The organism is Marivita sp. NO-S04 (assembly GCF_059070475.1).
Genome location: NZ_CM180980.1, coordinates 3424243 through 3440468, shown reverse-complemented (window position 1 = coordinate 3440468; position 16226 = coordinate 3424243). Strand labels below are relative to the sequence as shown.

20 protein-coding genes are annotated in these 16226 nt (G+C 60.0%); 13 read left to right on the top strand and 7 right to left on the bottom strand.

The features are described 5' to 3' along the window. Nucleotides 1-22: 22 nt before the first annotated feature. The 6 genes from ACK3EW_RS17545 to ACK3EW_RS17520 all read left to right on the top strand — a co-directional run bounded on the left by ACK3EW_RS17545 (nt 23) and on the right by ACK3EW_RS17520 (nt 4644). Complete coding sequence (locus tag ACK3EW_RS17545) at nt 23-202, top strand: hypothetical protein (RefSeq protein WP_493807179.1); 180 nt, start codon at nt 23-25, stop codon at nt 200-202. Between the two features lie 48 nt (nt 203-250). Then, entirely contained in the window at nt 251-625 is a 375-nt protein-coding gene (locus ACK3EW_RS17540) for a sterol desaturase family protein (protein WP_493807178.1), read from the top strand. Nucleotides 626-706: 81 nt separating this feature from the next. Further along, the gene (gene tnpA, locus ACK3EW_RS17535) at nt 707-1111 is read left to right on the top strand and encodes an IS66-like element accessory protein TnpA (protein ID WP_301070753.1); all 405 of its coding nucleotides are present in this window, start codon (nt 707-709) and stop codon (nt 1109-1111) included. Then, the gene (tnpB, locus tag ACK3EW_RS17530) at nt 1108-1461 is read left to right on the top strand and encodes an IS66 family insertion sequence element accessory protein TnpB (protein ID WP_301070749.1); all 354 of its coding nucleotides are present in this window, start codon (nt 1108-1110) and stop codon (nt 1459-1461) included. The genes tnpA and tnpB overlap by 4 nt, the downstream gene beginning before the upstream one ends. A gap of 55 nt (nt 1462-1516) precedes the next feature. Further along, complete coding sequence (gene tnpC, locus ACK3EW_RS17525; RefSeq protein ID WP_301070747.1) at nt 1517-3085, top strand: IS66 family transposase; 1569 nt, start codon at nt 1517-1519, stop codon at nt 3083-3085. After that, a complete protein-coding gene (locus tag ACK3EW_RS17520) occupies nt 3061-4644 on the top strand; it encodes an acyltransferase family protein (protein WP_493807177.1) in 1584 nt (527 codons plus the stop codon). Before tnpC ends, ACK3EW_RS17520 begins: the two co-directional genes overlap by 25 nt. Before the next feature lie 5 nt (nt 4645-4649). Here ACK3EW_RS17520 and ACK3EW_RS17515 read toward each other — a convergent pair whose 3' ends face one another. Then, complete coding sequence (locus tag ACK3EW_RS17515) at nt 4650-4997, bottom strand: hypothetical protein (RefSeq protein ID WP_493807176.1); 348 nt, start codon at nt 4995-4997, stop codon at nt 4650-4652. A gap of 130 nt (nt 4998-5127) precedes the next feature. Between ACK3EW_RS17515 and mtgA the strand changes: the two genes are divergently transcribed. The 6 genes from mtgA to msrA all read left to right on the top strand — a co-directional run bounded on the left by mtgA (nt 5128) and on the right by msrA (nt 10887). After that, the gene (mtgA, locus tag ACK3EW_RS17510; RefSeq protein ID WP_493807175.1) at nt 5128-5940 is read left to right on the top strand and encodes a monofunctional biosynthetic peptidoglycan transglycosylase; all 813 of its coding nucleotides are present in this window, start codon (nt 5128-5130) and stop codon (nt 5938-5940) included. Between the two features lie 122 nt (nt 5941-6062). Further along, on the top strand, nt 6063-6728 hold the full coding sequence (fzlA, locus tag ACK3EW_RS17505) for an FtsZ-binding protein FzlA (RefSeq protein WP_493807174.1): 666 nt from the start codon (nt 6063-6065) through the stop codon (nt 6726-6728). Nucleotides 6729-6774: 46 nt separating this feature from the next. Then, complete coding sequence (gene queG / locus ACK3EW_RS17500; RefSeq protein WP_493807173.1) at nt 6775-7833, top strand: tRNA epoxyqueuosine(34) reductase QueG; 1059 nt, start codon at nt 6775-6777, stop codon at nt 7831-7833. A gap of 27 nt (nt 7834-7860) precedes the next feature. Beyond that, nucleotides 7861-9870: a hydantoinase/oxoprolinase N-terminal domain-containing protein gene (locus ACK3EW_RS17495; protein ID WP_493807172.1), complete on the top strand. Its 2010-nt coding sequence runs from the start codon at nt 7861-7863 to the stop codon at nt 9868-9870. Between the two features lie 64 nt (nt 9871-9934). Continuing rightward, the gene (msrB, locus tag ACK3EW_RS17490) at nt 9935-10384 is read left to right on the top strand and encodes a peptide-methionine (R)-S-oxide reductase MsrB (RefSeq protein ID WP_493807171.1); all 450 of its coding nucleotides are present in this window, start codon (nt 9935-9937) and stop codon (nt 10382-10384) included. Next, on the top strand, nt 10381-10887 hold the full coding sequence (gene msrA / locus ACK3EW_RS17485) for a peptide-methionine (S)-S-oxide reductase MsrA (protein ID WP_493807170.1): 507 nt from the start codon (nt 10381-10383) through the stop codon (nt 10885-10887). Before msrB ends, msrA begins: the two co-directional genes overlap by 4 nt. Nucleotides 10888-10969: 82 nt before the next feature. On the opposite strand, the gene ACK3EW_RS17480 is transcribed toward msrA, so the two are convergent. The 6 genes from ACK3EW_RS17480 to ACK3EW_RS17455 form a co-directional block, all read right to left on the bottom strand. Further along, a complete protein-coding gene (locus ACK3EW_RS17480; protein WP_493807169.1) occupies nt 10970-11398 on the bottom strand; it encodes a glyoxalase superfamily protein in 429 nt (142 codons plus the stop codon). 308 nt (nt 11399-11706) lie between these two features. Next, complete coding sequence (gene plsY, locus ACK3EW_RS17475; RefSeq protein WP_493807168.1) at nt 11707-12318, bottom strand: glycerol-3-phosphate 1-O-acyltransferase PlsY; 612 nt, start codon at nt 12316-12318, stop codon at nt 11707-11709. After that, the gene (gene pyrC / locus ACK3EW_RS17470) at nt 12318-13613 is read right to left on the bottom strand and encodes a dihydroorotase (protein WP_493807167.1); all 1296 of its coding nucleotides are present in this window, start codon (nt 13611-13613) and stop codon (nt 12318-12320) included. The genes plsY and pyrC overlap by 1 nt, the downstream gene beginning before the upstream one ends. A 1-nt stretch (nt 13614) precedes the next feature. Then, nucleotides 13615-14004, bottom strand: a complete 390-nt coding sequence (locus ACK3EW_RS17465; protein ID WP_493807166.1) for a hypothetical protein — start codon at nt 14002-14004, stop codon at nt 13615-13617. Nucleotides 14005-14022: 18 nt separating this feature from the next. Beyond that, nucleotides 14023-14571, bottom strand: a complete 549-nt coding sequence (locus tag ACK3EW_RS17460; RefSeq protein ID WP_493807165.1) for an aspartate carbamoyltransferase catalytic subunit — start codon at nt 14569-14571, stop codon at nt 14023-14025. Continuing rightward, nucleotides 14568-15530, bottom strand: a complete 963-nt coding sequence (locus ACK3EW_RS17455) for an aspartate carbamoyltransferase catalytic subunit (protein WP_085632354.1) — start codon at nt 15528-15530, stop codon at nt 14568-14570. The genes ACK3EW_RS17460 and ACK3EW_RS17455 overlap by 4 nt, the downstream gene beginning before the upstream one ends. Before the next feature lie 152 nt (nt 15531-15682). On the opposite strand from ACK3EW_RS17455, the gene ACK3EW_RS17450 reads away from it, so the two are divergent. After that, nucleotides 15683-16219 (top strand): hypothetical protein, encoded by a 537-nt coding sequence (locus ACK3EW_RS17450; protein ID WP_493807164.1) that lies wholly within the window; start codon nt 15683-15685, stop codon nt 16217-16219. Nucleotides 16220-16226 lie beyond the last annotated feature (7 nt).

Sequence of the window (16226 nt, the reverse complement as noted above, 5' to 3'; positions counted from 1 at the left end):
GAACCATTACGGAGTTCGGGATATGGAAACACTGCAGGACTTTGTCGCAGCGACGCTTGATGCGCCCTTCGATTTCAACGTGCGGTACTCCATTTTCTACCTCACCTGCACGATTCTGATTGCCTTTGGAATCTGGAAGTACCGGGGTAGTCCGGGCACGTTCACATCTTGGTTGTTGCCGAAAGAAGTGTACCGGCACTGATCCAATCTTCTGGACATCAAGCTGTTCTTTGCATCCCGGCTGTTTTCTGTGCTGGGTGTCTTCGGCGCGGTTTTCTTTCCGACCACAGTGGCCTTCGGTCTGCTTGCGCAATTCGGTGGGGCCGATTACGCACCGCCTGAAACCACATGGATGCGGATTGCGGTCGTGACGGTTATCGTCGTGGTTGTCAGTGATTTCTGTAAATACTGGGCGCACCGGGCACATCACGAATGGAAGGCCCTGTGGCCGTTCCATGCGGTCCACCATTCGGCGGACGTGCTGACCCCGTTGACGGTGCAGCGGGTTCATCCGTTGGAACCCATGATCAATGCGCTCTTGATGACCCTCTTCGTCGGCATCGCTCAAGGTCTGACACTGTATTTCCTTGTCGGTGAGTTGAGCATGTTGACCATCGGAGGGTAAGCGCTGTGTGGCGCCCACCTTCTCTTGATCCTTGTGATTTGAGACTCACGCCCTGTTGGATAACAGGAGGTGAGTTTCGCCATGGAGACTACGAACGAGTTTCTCACGCGTTTGGGCGTTGAGGTCTCACGGACCGGGAGCCGACGGTGGCCAGATCGTGTGAAAGCGCGGATCGTGGCAGAAACGCTGGTGCCTGGAGCAACGGTGAATGACGTTGCGCGCAAGTATAACCTTCGCCCGAACCACCTGTCGGGATGGCGGCGGCTGGCCAAGGATGGTGAACTTGTTTTGCCCGCGCCAGAGGCTGACACGGACTTCGCCCCGTTGGTGATGTTCGATGTCGAAAGTTCGCCATCGGCGGAAGATACGGGTTCGGCGAGTAGGGCAATCGAGATCGTAGCTGGATCGGTTTCTGTCCGGCTGGACGGTGCCACGCCTGCAGCCCGGATTGGGGACATCGTGCGTGCGCTTGGGGGTGGCGCATGATCTTCCCTTCGAACCGTGTGCGCATTTTGGTGGCAACGCAGCCGGTTGACTTCAGAAAAGGACACGACGGGCTGACAGCCATGGTGCAGACCGTGCTCCGCAAAGATCCGTTCACCGGGACAGTGTTCCTGTTTCGGGCCAAGCGCTTGGACCGGCTGAAGCTTCTCTATTGGGACGGCAGCGGTCTGGTCATGGCCTACAAACGGCTCGAGGACACGACCTTCACCTGGCCCACGATCAAGGACGGAATGATGGCGCTGAACCACGCACAGTTCGAGGCGCTTTTTTCCGGGCTGGACTGGCGCAAGGTCAAGGCGCTGGAGACCCGCCCACCAGCTGCGGCGGAGTGACTCGGGGCGACGAATGCAGGGATCATGGCTTTGATCCCAGTGTATAATACTGATCATGAGCGCCGCTGCCAAAGACCTCGATCTGTCCGTCCTGCCACCGGAATACCGCGTAGCTTTTGAGGCCTTGAAGGCAAAAGCTGCGCGGGCCGCGGAGCTGGAGGACATCGTCAAACGTCTTGAGCATCTGGTGGCCGAGCTGAACCAGGTGGTCCACGGCAAGAAGTCCGAGAAGCTCAGCGAAGATGATCGCCAGCTGACCTTCGAGGATCTTGAAGCTGCCGTCGCCGAGGCCCGTGAACAAAAGAAGGTGCAGACGCCCGGAGACGACAAGCCCAAGCGAAAGCGAGTGGCCAGGCGCAACCGCGGCAACCTGCCCGCCGGTTTGCCACGCATCGAGCAGGTAGTCGAACCCGACAGCCTGATGTGCCCCTGTGGTTGCGGGCAGATGCACAGGATCGGCGAGGACCGCAACGAGCGGCTCGACATCGTCCCGGCACAGTGCCGTGTGATCGTGACGGTCCGCCCAAAATATGCCTGCCGCACCTGCACCGATGGGGTCACACAAGCACCGACGCCCGCATGGCTGATCGAGGGCGGGCTCCCAACCGAAGGCGCCATCGCGCATGTTCTGGTCAGCAAATATGCGGACCATGCCCCGCTCTACCGACAATCACAGATCCTCGCCCGCTCTGGCATCGACATTCACCGCTCGACGCTGGCTGATTGGGTCGGTGTGGCAGCTTTCCACCTTGGACCCATCGTGGACCGGCTGGCCGAGCACCTGAAGACATCCACGAAGCTGTTCATGGACGAAACCACGGCGCCGGTCCTCGATCCGGGCCGCGGGCGGACAAAAACAGGCTACCTCTGGGCTCTGGCGCGCGATGATCGGTCATGGGGCGGCGATGATCCCCCCGGGGTCGTCTTTTTCTATGCTCCCGATCGCCGCGGGGAGAATGCCGAGAAATTCCTGACCGGCTTCAACGGCACGCTGCAACTCGATGGCTACCAGGGCTACAACCGGCTGACGCGCCCTGACCGCAAGGGCGGTGATCCGATCGTTGTCGCCCATTGCTGGGCGCATGCGCGTCGCAAGCTCAAGGAAATCTTCGATCGCGATGGTTCCGAGATCGCCGCCGAGGGCCTGCGCCAGATCGCAGGAATCTATGCCGTCGAGAAAGACATCCGCGACACGTCCCCGGGCCAGCGCCTGTCAGCGCGCCAGGCACGATCCGCGCCACTGGTCGAAGCCTTCGGCATCTGGCTACAAGCGCAGCGCCTGCGCATCTCGGCCAAATCGCGCCTCGGAGAGAAGCTTGCCTACATCCACCGACACTGGGATGGTTTGCAGACCTTCCTGACGGACGGACGCGTCGAGATCGACTCCAACAAGGTCGAAAATCTGGTCAGGCCGATTGCTTTGAACAGGAAAAACGCATTGTTCGCCGGTCATGACGAGGGGGGCAAGGCATGGGGCCGCATCGCATCCCTGATCGAGACCGCCAAGATCAACGCCATCGAGCCTTTCGCCTATCTCAAGGCTACGCTCGAAGCCATTGCGGCCGGACATCCGCAACACCGCATCGACGAGTTGCTTCCTTGGAACTTCCAGCCGTCAAGCTGAAACCCAAGTGCCCTTCAGACACCGCTTACATCGGAGGGGCGAATGCGGCGTATTTTCTCTTCAACACGCTTGGATCGAACTTTCGCCATAGCCACATCTGGATCAGCTATGGGCGGGTGATGGAGCACATCCTGATTTCGCCTGCGCAGCACCAAATCCATCATTCGGTTGCTGTGAAACACCATGACAAGAATTACGGGTCGATCTTTGCGATTTGGGATTGGATGTTCGGAACCCTCTATGTCCCCGAGAGCTATGAAGACCTGACCTTTGGGGTTTCGGACGCAAAGGGCCAACGCCGCGAACAACCCTATGAGACATTGGGTGCCGCGCTTTTCAAACCCTTTGTGGAAAGTATGGAAAACGTGCTTGCCGTTCTATGGAAAGCTCGGGGCAACGGACAGGCCAAAGCCGATCCCGCGCGCATGAGCCAAGGGTTTTCGCTTTGGTTGGATGCGCTGCGGGCCGGGGCAGCGTTGACGGTGCTTTTCGGACATATGGCGCATACGCGCTTTACCGGGGGTGAGTATCAGTTCCTGCGCGACTGGAACGTGGCCAGCGACGCGGTTGCCGTGTTCTTTGGCCTGTCCGGTGTAGTCATCGCCTATGCCGCCGAACGGGATGGCACCTTGGGGCGCTATGCCTTCAATCGGATCACGCGGATCATGTCTGTGTTGGTTCCCGCCCTGATGCTGACGCTCGTGTTTGATGCGGTCGGCACGTCAGCGGACATATCGGCCTATCCGGCGCCCTACTATCATGATGTGTCATTGGGTGAATTCCTGTGGCGCGGCCTGACCCTGACCAACCTCTGGACCGGCACTGGTGACTGGGTGCGGCTGGGTACAAACGGCCCGATCTGGTCGCTGAGTTACGAAGTGGCGTTCTACCTGATATTTGGTGCGGTGTTGTTCCTGAAAGGCGCCGTCCGCATCGCCGTACTACTGTCGCTGGTGCTTTTGGTTGGTCCCCCCGCGCTTGCGCTCTTGCCCGCGTGGTGGGTTGGCGTCTGGGTCTGGCGGCATGCGTCGGTTCTGACCGCTGGCCACGGGCGCAGCCGCGCATGGGTCTTTGCCGTGGGTAGCATTGTAGCGCTGGTTATGATGAAAATGTCGTCGATCCCCGCCGATCTGGAAGCCTTTACCGCCCGGGTTCTGGCGCCCCATGACCACCATGCAATTCTGGTTTATTCCAACGAGGCACTTTGGAACACGGTCATCGCTGTATGCCTCGCGCTGCATCTGGTGGGCGTGCGGTATCTTGCCGATACATGGCCGCAACGCATCGAAGGTGGTCTGGCCAAGACGGTGCGCTGGGTCGCAGGCGGCAGTTTCTCGCTCTACCTTGTGCATTACCCAACGCTTCATCTGCTGGATGCAACGCTGCCGGAAACCCTGCCCGCCTACAACCTTGTGCTCTTGCTGCTGACACTGTCGATCTGCTTTGGTTTTGCCACGCTCTTTGAGCGGCCCATCCGGCAATATCGTGCGGTACTTCTCAACATCTGGGAGCGGATCGCTCCCCACTTGCCCCTTACCGGACGGAGGTCGATGTCATGAGCGGCTCATTGTGCAAAGGCTGCGTAAATGCCCAGAACGGCGGGTGTAGCCGCGCAAACGCAGGCCAGCCCGTGTTTCCAGCCTCTATGCTGCGCGGTGATCCGCACCAGCCCGCCCAAAGCAAGGCCAAGGCCGATCAGCCCTCCCGGCAAAGCGATCACGCCGATCATCCCTATTGAGAGCCACGGCTCGACAAGCCCGGACCGCATGAGCAACCACAATGTCAAAGTCGCGACACCAGCCACGGCGCAAAGGCCGATGCCTTGTACGACGGCCTGACGCGCCAGTGTAAAGGCAAACGCAACAGCAAGGCTGCTGAGATAGAAGGCAAGAAGTGCAAGAGCCAAGAGCATGGGCGTGGTTTTCCGGGATCGGGAAAAAAAGTAAACCGCTTTCATCATGTCGCCACTCTGTGGCCCAGCTTGTACCGGATTCATCGCGCACGTTTCGGATCGAACAGGATCAGAGGGGATGTTTTCTTGCATGGCAGTTGCGCCTAATGTGCCGGCTATGGCAGGCGGAAAACCCAAATCAACAACTCAGCAGGGGCCTCGACTGGACAAGCCGAAGGCAAAGCGGAGCCGTGCCCGCAAGGCACCCGGTGTTGTCGACAAAATTCTTGCCCCCTATCGCTGGCTGGTGAAATGGGGTTTTCGCACAGGGCTGGGGCTGGTCTTTCTGGGATTGGTGATCGTTGGTCTTTTCGGCGTGGTGAACCCGCCGACCACCCACACGATGTGGTCCGAAGGCCGCCGTCTGGGCGCGCCTGTGGATCAGATATGGGTCGATGCGGATCAGATTGCGCCGGTGATGTTCCGGTCTGCCGTGGCGGCGGAAGACGCAAATTTCTGTCTGCATTGGGGGTTCGATGTCGAAGCAATTCAGGCGGCGATCGAAGCGGGCGGCGCGCGCGGGGCGTCAACAATCTCGCAGCAGGTCGTGAAGAACGTCTTTCTGTGGCAGCAACGATCCTGGGTGCGCAAAGGCATGGAGGCGGTGCTGACCCCGGTGTCAGAGGCAATGTGGTCCAAGCGGCGCATCCTCGAGCTTTATCTGAACGTCGCTGAATTCGACGAAGGTGTGTTTGGCGTTCAGGCCGCTGCACGGCATTATTTTGGTGTCGATGCAAGCGATCTGAGCGCGCTGCAAGCGGCGCGGCTGGCCGCAGTCCTGCCCTCGCCCAAGACGCGATCCGCCTCGAATCCCAGCAATTTCGTGGAACGTCGCGCGCGGTCGATCCGGGGCGGGGCCGAGACCATCAATCAAGACGGTCGGGCGGCCTGTTTCCAGAACTGAGCCTCTGCAGGTGAGACGAAAACCGCGCGTCGGGGATTAATCGAACCCCGGCCCATTGTATTGCGGGGCGCTTCACGGCAATTAGAGAGGGACTGTTCACCCTTGTTCGAGACTTGTTTCGCATGCCTAAACTCTATCATGTTCCGTTGTCGCCGTTCTGCCGGAAGGTCCGGCTGAGCCTTGCGGAAAAGAAGATCGAGTGCGAGCTGGTGGAAGAGAAATACTGGGAGAAAGACCCGGATTTCCTGCGCCGCAATCCTGCCGCCAAGGTGCCCGTTCTCAAGATCGACGGGCGCACGATGGCCGAAAGTGCCGCGATCTGTGAATATCTCGAAGAAAAATACCCCGAGCCGCCGCTGATGCCCCGCTCGCTTGATGCGCGCTATGAAGTGCGACGTCTGGTGGGGTGGTTCGACGACAAGTTCCACAACGAGGTTACGTCGAAACTGCTCTATGAGCGGGTCAACAAGAAGGTGACCAAGCAAGGCTTTCCGGACAGCGCGAACGTCAAGTCGGGAGCAAAGGCGATCAAGTATCACCTCGATTACATGGCATGGCTGCTGGACCATCGCCGCTGGCTGGCGGGCGATACGATGACGCTGGCTGATTTCGCCGCGGCCGCGCATCTGTCCTCGCTGGATTATATCCGGGACGTGGATTGGAACCGCAGTGCCGTGGTCAAGGATTGGTACGCCAAGATCAAATCGCGCCCGGCCTTCCGGTCGATCTTGGCCGATCAGGTGCCGGGCTTCCCGCAACCGCCGCATTATGCCGATCTGGATTTCTGAGGCGGACCCGATTTTTCGTCCGAAAAATCGGAACATGGGGACATGCATGGACCTCACAGCCCGACTGAAAGCGCAGGCGTTGAACGAAGGGTTCTCGGCCTGCCGCATCTGTCGCCCGTGGGACGTTCCGGAGGTTCCAGAGCGACTGCGCGCGTTTCTGGATGCAGGGTATCATGGGCAGATGGGTTGGCTGGCAGAGCGCGCGCATTGGCGCGGCGCGCCGCAAGTACTGTGGCCAGAGGCACAGTCGGTCATCATGTTGGCCGAGAATTACGGCCCCGCCCATGATCCGTTGGAGATTTTGGAGCATCCCGAACACGCCGCGATTTCTGTCTATGCTCAGAACCGCGATTACCATGATTTGGTGAAGAAGCGGCTCAAGCGTTTGGCGCGCTGGCTGATCGCCGAAGGTGGGGGTGAGGTGAAGGTTTTTGTCGACACGGCACCCGTGCCGGAAAAGCCGTTGGGGCAGGCGGCGGGACTGGGCTGGCAGGGCAAGCACACCAACCTTGTGTCGCGCGAGCTGGGGTCGTGGTTCTTTATCGGATCAGTGTTCACGACGCTCGATCTGACACCCGACGCGGCAGAGGTCGATCATTGCGGGTCATGCCGGGCCTGTCTGGATGTGTGCCCGACAGATGCGTTCCCGGCACCCTATCAGTTGGATGCGCGGCGCTGCATTTCCTACCTCACGATTGAGCATCACGGGCCGGTCGATGAAGCGTTGCGCGGGCTGATGGGCAACCGCATCTATGGCTGTGATGATTGTCTGGCGGTGTGTCCGTGGAACAAGTTTGCCAGTCGCGCGGCCGAGGTGAAATACCACGCGCGGGAGGATTTGCTTGCGCCCGATCTGGCGGAGTTGGCACAGTTGGACGATGCCGCGTTTCGAGAGCGGTTCTCGGGGTCTCCGATCAAACGGATCGGGCGCAATCGGTTTGTGCGCAACGTGCTCTATGCAATCGGCAATTCCGGGTCACCGCGACTGCGTGCCGTGGCGCAAGTCTTGGTGGATGATCCCGACGAAACCGTTGCCGATGCGGCGCGTTGGGCCGCGATGCGACTTTCCGATGTCGCAAACACGCGGGCCGGGGCTGGCGACTAGGCTAGGTCAGTCGCAGGAGGCGGGTTTATGGCAATTCTACTGGGTGTGGACACCGGCGGCACTTATACCGACGCCGTGTTGATGCGCGACGAAGACGCGGTGATCGCAAGCGCCAAGGCGCTGACGACGCGGCAGGATCTGGCCATTGGTGTCAGCGAGGCGGTCAAGGCGGTGCTGGCGAAGTCCTTTGTGTCTCCGAAAGACATTGCCTTGGCGTCGCTGTCGACCACTTTGGCCACGAATGCGCTTGTCGAAGGGCAAGGTGCGCGGGTGGCGCTGATCTATATCGGGTTCTCTGAGCGCGATCTGGCAGCGCAAGGTTTGGCCGACGCGCTTGCTGGTGATCCGGTGCTGGTGACAGCCGGTGGGCACAGCCATAGTGGGTCGGAAGTGACACCTTTGGATGTGGCGTTGATTGCCGATTGGGCCGCTGTGCAGGATGTGTCGGCCTTTGCCATCGCGGCACAATTCGGCACGCGCAATCCGGCGCATGAAGTAGCGGCGCGGGAAGCGGTGCGGGCTGCAACGGGGCGCCCCGTTACCTGTTCGCACGAATTGTCGGCCAAGCTGGGCGGGCCGAAGCGGGCGTTGACGGCTGTGCTGAATGCGCGGCTGATCGGGTTGACTCATCGGTTGATCGGGCGGGCCGAAGGGGCGCTGCGAGAATTGGGGATTGATGCGCCACTGATGGTGGTGCGGGGTGACGGCGCGTTGATGTCGGCGGCGCAAGCGCAGGAACGACCGATCGAAACTATTCTGAGCGGGCCCGCCGCCTCAATCGTTGGTGCGCGTTGGTTGACAGGTGCGGATCAGGCTTTGGTGTCTGACATTGGCGGCACCACAACCGACATTGCCGTGCTGCGCAATGGTCAGCCGGTGATCGACCCCGATGGCGCGCGTGTTGGTCCGCATCGCACCATGGTCGAAGCGGTGGCGATGCGCACCCACGGGTTGGGCGGTGACAGCGAAGTGCATTTGGCGAGTGGCGGTTTGAGCGGAGGGGTGAGGCTTGGGCCGCGCCGGGTGCTTCCGATCGCTCTTGTGGCGCAGGACTCGCCTGAGGTCGTACACAAGGCGCTGGACGAGCAGATGAACCGCGCAGTTCCCGGTGAATACGACGCGCGGTTTGTGCGTCGAGTCGAGGGGCAGGATGCAGTAGGCTTGCCGGAGCGTGCGCAGGCGGTGCTGGACCGGATCACCGTTGCGCCGCAGCCTTTGGGGGCTGTGGTGCAGTCGCGGCTTGAGGCGCAGTCGTTGCGACTTCTGGTGTCGCGCGGGTTAATTCAGGTGGCTGGGCCGACGCCGACAGATGCGCTGCATGTGCTGGGGCGGTTCACCCATTGGGATGCGACTGCGTCGGAAAAGGCGCTGGCCTTGTTGGCCCGAAACCGGGCGGGATCAGGGGAAAAGCATGCCCAGACTCCGCAAGAGATGGCGGAGCAGATCGTTGATGCGTTGACACGTGCGACAGGGACGGTGCTTCTGGAGGCGGCCTTTGCTGAGGATGGGATGGAGGATCCGTCCGCGCTGGCCGTCCATCCGTTGATGGCGCGCGGGTTGCGGCAAACTCCGGGGCTGGTGCACCTGACGGCTGGCCTGTCGGTCCCCGTTGTCGGCCTGGGTGCGTCGGCGCAGACGACCTATCCGGCGGTCGGGCAATACCTCAACGCCGAGATGCTGCTGCCGGATCATGGCGATGTGGCCAACGCCATCGGTGCCGTCACGGGGCGCATTCGAATGCTGCGCGAAGGGTTGGTCAGTAGCCCGTCGGAAGGGCTATTCCGGGCGCACCTGCCCGATGCGCCGCAGGATTTCCGCGATGCGGATGCGGCAATGGCGATGCTGGAAGCAACCCTCAGCGCTGCCGCGACTGAAGACGCCGAAGCGGCGGGTGCCGCCTCGGTTCATGTGCAAGTCTGGCGCGAGGTCAAACGGGCCGAAATCGAAGCGCGCGAGATGTTTGTGGAGGCGCGGATCGTGGTTGAGGCGACCGGACGGCCAAGGATCGCGGCTCACGACCCAGAGACCGGGCTGTAACAAGGGTTGGACTTACGGCTGCGCACGCCATTTATATGTCCAGACGACGAATGGAGGTGCCCGTATGGCCAAATACGAAAAGAACCCGGACGTGATTGCCACGCTGTCGCCCGAACAGTTTTACGTCACGCAGGAAAGCGGGACGGAGCGACCGGGCACTGGGGAATACCTCGATAACAAGGAACCCGGCATCTACGTTGATGTGGTGAGCGGTGAGCCTCTGTTTGCAAGCGCGGATAAGTACGAGTCCGGCTGCGGTTGGCCCAGCTTTACCAAGCCGATCGAACCCGCGCATATCAATGAACTGCGCGACATGTCCCACGGGATGATCCGCACCGAAGTGCGCTCGACCCATGGCGATAGCCATCTGGGTCACGTGTTCCCGGATGGTCCGCAAGACCGGGGTGGTTTGCGCTATTGCATTAATTCTGCCAGCCTCCGGTTTATCCATCGTGACGATATGGAGGCCGAAGGCTATGGCGCTTATCTGGATCAAGTGGAGGATGCGGCATGACTGAACGTGCAGTACTGGCCGGTGGCTGTTTCTGGGGGATGCAGGATCTGATCCGCAAACTGCCCGGCGTGCAGGAAACCCGCGTGGGCTATACCGGTGGGGATGTGCCCAACGCGACCTATCGCAATCACGGCACCCATGCCGAGGGGATCGAGATCATTTTCGATCCATCTGTGATTTCGTATCGCAAGCTGCTGGAGTTCTTCTTTCAGATCCACGACCCGACCACGCCGAACCGGCAAGGTAATGACCGTGGCCTGAGCTATCGCTCGGCGATTTACTATGTGAACGAGGCGCAGAAAGATTGCGCGCTGGACACCATCGCCGATGTGAATGCCAGCGGCATCTGGCCAGGCCGGGTCGTCACCGAGGTCGAACCCGTGGGGGATTTCTGGGAAGCGGAACCAGAGCATCAGGATTACCTTGAGCGGTTCCCAAACGGCTATACCTGCCACTTCCCGCGCGCCAACTGGGTGCTTCCCAAACGCGACGCTGCGGAGTGATCTTGCCCGGCAGGCAAGGTTACCAAAATCTGTGAGATGCAATCGAAAGGGCCGGATCATTGTTCCGGCCCTTTTTTTGCGATCAGCGTGCCTTTTCGACGATCAGTTGAGGCACGCCGTCCGACGTCTTTCGGTGGCTTTGGCCATTCTCGCCAAGCGTGCCCCGGATACGGTGACGCCAGTTGGAAAAGCTGTCGAACCGAACAGTATCAATCGGATGATCCAGTTTGATTTCGATCTGTCGCAGATGTTCAGGGCCGGACAGTCCGATGATGCGGCCGGTGAACGCCTGACCTAGGTACTGGCCTGACACAGTGTCGCCTAGCGCAAGTTCGAGCGGTGCATTCCGCCGCGCGAGCCGCGCATGCAAGGTGTTCCAATCGCGGGCACCGTGTTGTTGTGCGATCAGTTCAAGCGCCTGTGCATGCGTGACGGCGGCACCTTTGGCCTGCAATGCCTGCCTAAGCGCCTTTGCCTGCGTCTTTGCGGTTTCGAGGAACAGATCCGTCATGTCGCCTCACATTCAAAGAATGCGGTGCACATCGCAACGCGCGGTTTGCGCCGTGGATCGCGGATTTCGACTGTCTGGTTTGAGTGTCGTTCTGACATTGCTCACATCTCCAGTGAGGCATTTCGGACGGGGAGGGGGCCTGCGTTACCCACCTGCGAAATGCTTCGAGGGTGAGACAGTGTTTACGTTCCGGGCTTCACCATGACGGATGTCAGCAGGCGGCAGGTGCCCGGCACCTGAATGCGCTCGTATACCGAAAGGCGCGGCACGGCAACCCGAGCCGACCTGAAGACTGGTTTCGTCTGTTCTCAGGCTTTATTGCCACCGATGCGGGGCTCGGTCCCAGCCTTAAGACGGGCAAGGTTTTCGCGATGCCGCCAGATGATCAGCAGCGCAAGGATCAGCGTCAGGAAAAACACCTGTCCTTGACCGACCAACAGGCACCACAGCGTTGACCATGATGCGGCCACCAATGCCGATAGGCTGGAAATCCGGCTGATAACGGCTGTGGCAAGCCAAGTGGCACAGGCCAAAAGACCTACGGGCCATGCAAGGGCAAGCATCAAGCCCAAGAATGTTGCGACCCCTTTGCCGCCCTTGAAGCCAAGCCAGACCGGAAAGCAGTGCCCCAGAAACGCCGCAAGCGCCGCGATCTGCGCCGCCGCTTCGCCGGCGAACTCGCGGGCCAATAACACCGCGACCGCGCCTTTTGCGCCATCCAGCAGAAGGGTCGCCGCAGCGGCTCCCTTGTGGCCAGTACGCAGCACGTTGGTCGCGCCGATATTGCCCGATCCGATCTCACGCAAATTGCCAAGCCCCAGTGCCTTGGTCAAAAGCAGGCCAAACGGAATAGAGCCTAGCAGGTAGCCGATGGCGGCCCAAAGGGCGTAGAGTGCTATGCCTGTCTCAAGCGTTGGCATCAGGTGCTCCGGTAGACCGAGTTTCCGCTGACAAAGGTTTCCAGAACCTTACCCTGCAAGCGCGCGCCGTCAAAGGGCGTGTTTTTCGACTTGGACAGCAATTTGAATCGGTCCAGCACAATAGGTTTGTCCGGATCGAACAGCACCAGATCGGCCGGCGCGCCTTTGGTCAAACGCCCGCACTCAAGACCGAGCCGCTTGGCTGGGTTCAATGATAGCGCACGGAACAGCGTCGGCAGGTCCAGATCGCCGGAATGATAAAGGCGCATCAGCACGGGAAGCATGGTTTCCAGACCCACAGCCCCGCTTGCCGCTTCCTCGAAGGGCAGGCGTTTGCTTTCCTCGTCTTGCGGTGTGTGAAACGATCCGATCACGTCGATCAGGCCTGATTTCACCGCTTCGACCACAGCTTGCCGGTCATCCTCGGACCGCAGCGGCGGCTTGACCTTGAAGAAGGTTCGGTAGTCGGCGACGTCGTATTCATTCAGCGTCAGGTGGTGCATCGACACGCCAGCGGTCACGTCGAACCCGTTACGCTTGGCCCGTTCCAGTGCGGGCAGGGCGCGGGTCGTGGTGATCTGGTCGGCGTGATAGCGCACGCCAGTCATTTCGACCAATGCGATATCCCGGTCCAGCCCCATGCGTTCCGCCATAGGCGTAACACTGGGCAAGCCGCGTAGGGATGCGAATTTGCCCGATGTCGTTGCCGCGCCTGCCGACAGGTTCGGTTCCTGCGGATGCCCGACGACCAACGCGCCCAACGCGCGGGCATAGGTCATCGCGCGGCTAAGCACTTTGGTGTCGCGCACAACGCGGTCACAGTCGGTGAACGCAACAGCCCCGGCATCCATCAGGAAACCGATCTCGGTCATCTCGCGCCCATCGCGGCCTTTGGTCAAAGCGGCCATCGGCAGGACGTGTACGGGTGCTGCCTCGTTTGCACGGCGGCGGACGAATTCCAGTGTTTCGGGCGTGTCGATGGCCGGGTTTGTGTCGGGGCGGGTGACTATGGTGGTCACGCCACCTGCCGCAGCGGCCAGCCCGGCGGATCCATAGCTTTCCTTGTGCCGTTCACCGGGTTCACAGATCTTGACGCCGATATCAACAATGCCGGGTGCCAGGTATTTTCCGCCCGCATCGCGGCGGTTTTCGGATGGCACTTTGTCAGTGCCGATCTCCGGGGTTGGCGTGTCGAACACCTCGGCAATGATGCCATTGCGCACAAGGATCGCACCGGGCCTGACGTCTGCTGCCTCTGGATCGACAACGCGGGCATTGGTGATGAGAAGGGTCATGTCACGCCGCCTGTTTCTGACGCGCTGCGTTGATCTGGTCGATCACCGCACCGGTGTCCGGCTGGTATTTGATAAGATGCTTATCGCCGGATTTGGTGATGATCTGTACCGACCCGGCAATCGTCCTCACCTTGGTGATGTCATCAAGGCGTGCCTTCCGCTCATATGGGCCTGTGAGGCTGGTGTTGTTCATCGTCCATACCTCGTCCATGATTTCATCCGCCATATACCATCCCCGCAGAGTAACGGCGGCCAACCCGCCAACAGCGCCGGTCCAGATATGCGGATTGTCCAGTGCCCAGAGGATCAGCATCCCGGCTGCCATCGCAAACGCTGTCATGACCGCATGGGCGCGGATGTAGGTGGTCATATCCGGTTGGAATTCGATCATAAAAACTTTCAGATACAATCAGTTAAGCGTGAATCGGGCAATGATGATCGCAAGTGGGATCAGAACAAAAAGACCAACAACAACCCATAATCCGATGTTCGTTTTGGGTGTGGGTCCCCCGGCGACAGTACCGACCACACCTTTGGCAGAGTTGGTGCGGATCGGGGTGGCGATTGTCGCAACTTTCGGTTCGTTGAATGTGCCTATCCACCGCAGCGGGTTGGAGATCGCCAGGTCTTGTTCAGTGTGGTCAAACGCCTGCGACGGCAGCACTAGCGCGAACCCGGTCAGCGCATCCAACCGCGTGCGCATCGCCTGAAAATCGGCACCGGAAACATCATGCGCATTGATCAAGTATTGCGACAGGGACATGTCGCCCAGATCGCGGATGTTGATGACCTCGACAAAGGCCGACCGCAGTGTCTTCGCCCCAAGCGCATATTGCAGGGGCCATTCGCCCGTGCCGGCCTGCGTTGTGAACCGTTCGATGGCTTCGCGTGGCAGGTCGATATGAAACACCCGGATCACACCCCGTTCGCTGCTTTTGATGTGCATTTCCGTGCTCATACCATGACGCCTTCGGACTGCGCCTCGCGTCTTTCGCGCAGCGACCGCGCGAGCAGGTCCATTGCAGCCATGCGCACCGCCACACCCATTTCCACCTGTTCCTGAATGACTGAGCGGTTGATGTCGTCAGCCAGCGTCCCGTCAATCTCGACCCCGCGATTCATTGGGCCGGGATGCATGATGATGGCGTCATCCTTGGCAAAGCTCAGCTTTTCCGCGTCAAGACCATAGCGATGGTAATATTCCCGCTCGGACGGGATGAACCCGCCATCCATGCGTTCTTTCTGAAGGCGCAGCATCATCACGACATCGACGTCCTTGAGCCCTTCGCGCATGTCCTCAAAGACCTCGACCCCAAACTCTCCGATCCCGGTTGGCATCAGTGTCGGTGGGCCGACAAGGCGCACGCGGTTTTCCATCTTGCCCAGCAGCAGGATGTTCGACCGAGCCACACGACTGTGAGCGATGTCGCCGCAAATGGCGATCGAGAGTCGATGCAAACGCCCCTTTGCACGGCGGATTGTCAAAGCGTCCAGCAGCGCCTGCGTCGGGTGTTCGTGCTTGCCGTCGCCAGCGTTCAGAACCGCGCAATTCACCTTTTGTGAAAGCAGGTCTACCGCGCCGGAATGCGGATGGCGCACCACCAGCAGATCGGGATGCATCGCGTTCAGTGTAAGCGCGGTGTCGATCAGGGTTTCGCCCTTTTTCACCGACGATGCTTGCATCGCCATATTCATCACATCCGCGCCTAACCGCTTGCCCGCCAGTTCGAAACTGGCCTGCGTCCGGGTGGAGTTTTCAAAGAACATGTTGATCTGCGTCATGCCCGCCAGAACATCCGTGCTCGGCGTTCGCTTACGGTTGCGGTCGGCATATTGGTCCGACAGATCAAGCAGCGTTGTGATTTCGTCAGGGCGAAGGGGTTCGATCCCAAGCAGGTGTCTTTGTGTGAAGATCATATGAGAGCCTTAGAACCCGGAGCAGCCCGGTTATAGGAGTCCTATTGCGATGCAGCAAGCCAACTCCTTTGGAACCACGGCAGCGAACCGCAAAATCTAAATGTAGCGATAAACCTAAAAAATTACTCTCCATATAGTTGACGGCATTCGTCATGGTCAATACAACCGGGTGTAGAACTTGTGGGGAAAACATAATTATTAACAAGACCTTCACTGGCCTCCTGCTAGGGGCCGGGCTTTTTCTCTCTGCCTGCGCCGAACAGGCTCAGCGTGTGCCTGCGACATACATTCCCAGCATCGTCTATCGCGGTGCCAACTGCCTGGAACTGTACAACGAGCGGGTTACTCTTGCCGGTTATGTCCGACACGTTACCGCCGAACAGCGAAAAGCTGCTCAATCTGACACCGTGTTTTTCACGGCAAGCGCCCTAATCTTCTGGCCGGCAATTTTTGCTTTGCCTATCAGCGTTGACCAGTCTGCACAGCTTGCCAGTGCGCGCGGTCACTACGACGCGATCTCCAAAGCAATGATTGAACAGGGATGTGTTGACGGTGCTGGCCCTGCACGCCATGCGCCAGCGATGATGGGAAAGGTCGCGCCTGCCCCGTCACACGTTCAGACGTACTCTGCGCCACAGCCGATCCTTCCCAACTGGAAGCGCTATCCGGGGCAGTTCCCTCCGTTGTGACCTGAAC

What these genes read in the sequence shown, in the direction of transcription:
- ACK3EW_RS17455 (WP_085632354.1), bottom strand. Translation starts at nt 15,530, where the DNA reads ATGATCTTCACACAAAGACACCTGCTTGGGATCGAACCCCTTCGCCCT.
- tnpC (WP_301070747.1), top strand. Translation starts at nt 1,517, where the DNA reads ATGAGCGCCGCTGCCAAAGACCTCGATCTGTCCGTCCTGCCACCGGAA.
- ACK3EW_RS17460 (WP_493807165.1), bottom strand. Translation starts at nt 14,571, where the DNA reads ATGAGCACGGAAATGCACATCAAAAGCAGCGAACGGGGTGTGATCCGG.
- ACK3EW_RS17515 (WP_493807176.1), bottom strand. Translation starts at nt 4,997, where the DNA reads ATGCTCTTGGCTCTTGCACTTCTTGCCTTCTATCTCAGCAGCCTTGCT.
- tnpA (WP_301070753.1), top strand. Translation starts at nt 707, where the DNA reads ATGGAGACTACGAACGAGTTTCTCACGCGTTTGGGCGTTGAGGTCTCA.
- mtgA (WP_493807175.1), top strand. Translation starts at nt 5,128, where the DNA reads ATGGCAGTTGCGCCTAATGTGCCGGCTATGGCAGGCGGAAAACCCAAA.
- tnpB (WP_301070749.1), top strand. Translation starts at nt 1,108, where the DNA reads ATGATCTTCCCTTCGAACCGTGTGCGCATTTTGGTGGCAACGCAGCCG.
- queG (WP_493807173.1), top strand. Translation starts at nt 6,775, where the DNA reads ATGGACCTCACAGCCCGACTGAAAGCGCAGGCGTTGAACGAAGGGTTC.
- ACK3EW_RS17450 (WP_493807164.1), top strand. Translation starts at nt 15,683, where the DNA reads ATGGTCAATACAACCGGGTGTAGAACTTGTGGGGAAAACATAATTATT.
- ACK3EW_RS17480 (WP_493807169.1), bottom strand. Translation starts at nt 11,398, where the DNA reads ATGACGGATCTGTTCCTCGAAACCGCAAAGACGCAGGCAAAGGCGCTT.
- ACK3EW_RS17495 (WP_493807172.1), top strand. Translation starts at nt 7,861, where the DNA reads ATGGCAATTCTACTGGGTGTGGACACCGGCGGCACTTATACCGACGCC.
- ACK3EW_RS17465 (WP_493807166.1), bottom strand. Translation starts at nt 14,004, where the DNA reads ATGATCGAATTCCAACCGGATATGACCACCTACATCCGCGCCCATGCG.
- msrA (WP_493807170.1), top strand. Translation starts at nt 10,381, where the DNA reads ATGACTGAACGTGCAGTACTGGCCGGTGGCTGTTTCTGGGGGATGCAG.
- msrB (WP_493807171.1), top strand. Translation starts at nt 9,935, where the DNA reads ATGGCCAAATACGAAAAGAACCCGGACGTGATTGCCACGCTGTCGCCC.
- fzlA (WP_493807174.1), top strand. Translation starts at nt 6,063, where the DNA reads ATGCCTAAACTCTATCATGTTCCGTTGTCGCCGTTCTGCCGGAAGGTC.
- ACK3EW_RS17545 (WP_493807179.1), top strand. Translation starts at nt 23, where the DNA reads ATGGAAACACTGCAGGACTTTGTCGCAGCGACGCTTGATGCGCCCTTC.
- pyrC (WP_493807167.1), bottom strand. Translation starts at nt 13,613, where the DNA reads ATGACCCTTCTCATCACCAATGCCCGCGTTGTCGATCCAGAGGCAGCA.
- plsY (WP_493807168.1), bottom strand. Translation starts at nt 12,318, where the DNA reads ATGCCAACGCTTGAGACAGGCATAGCACTCTACGCCCTTTGGGCCGCC.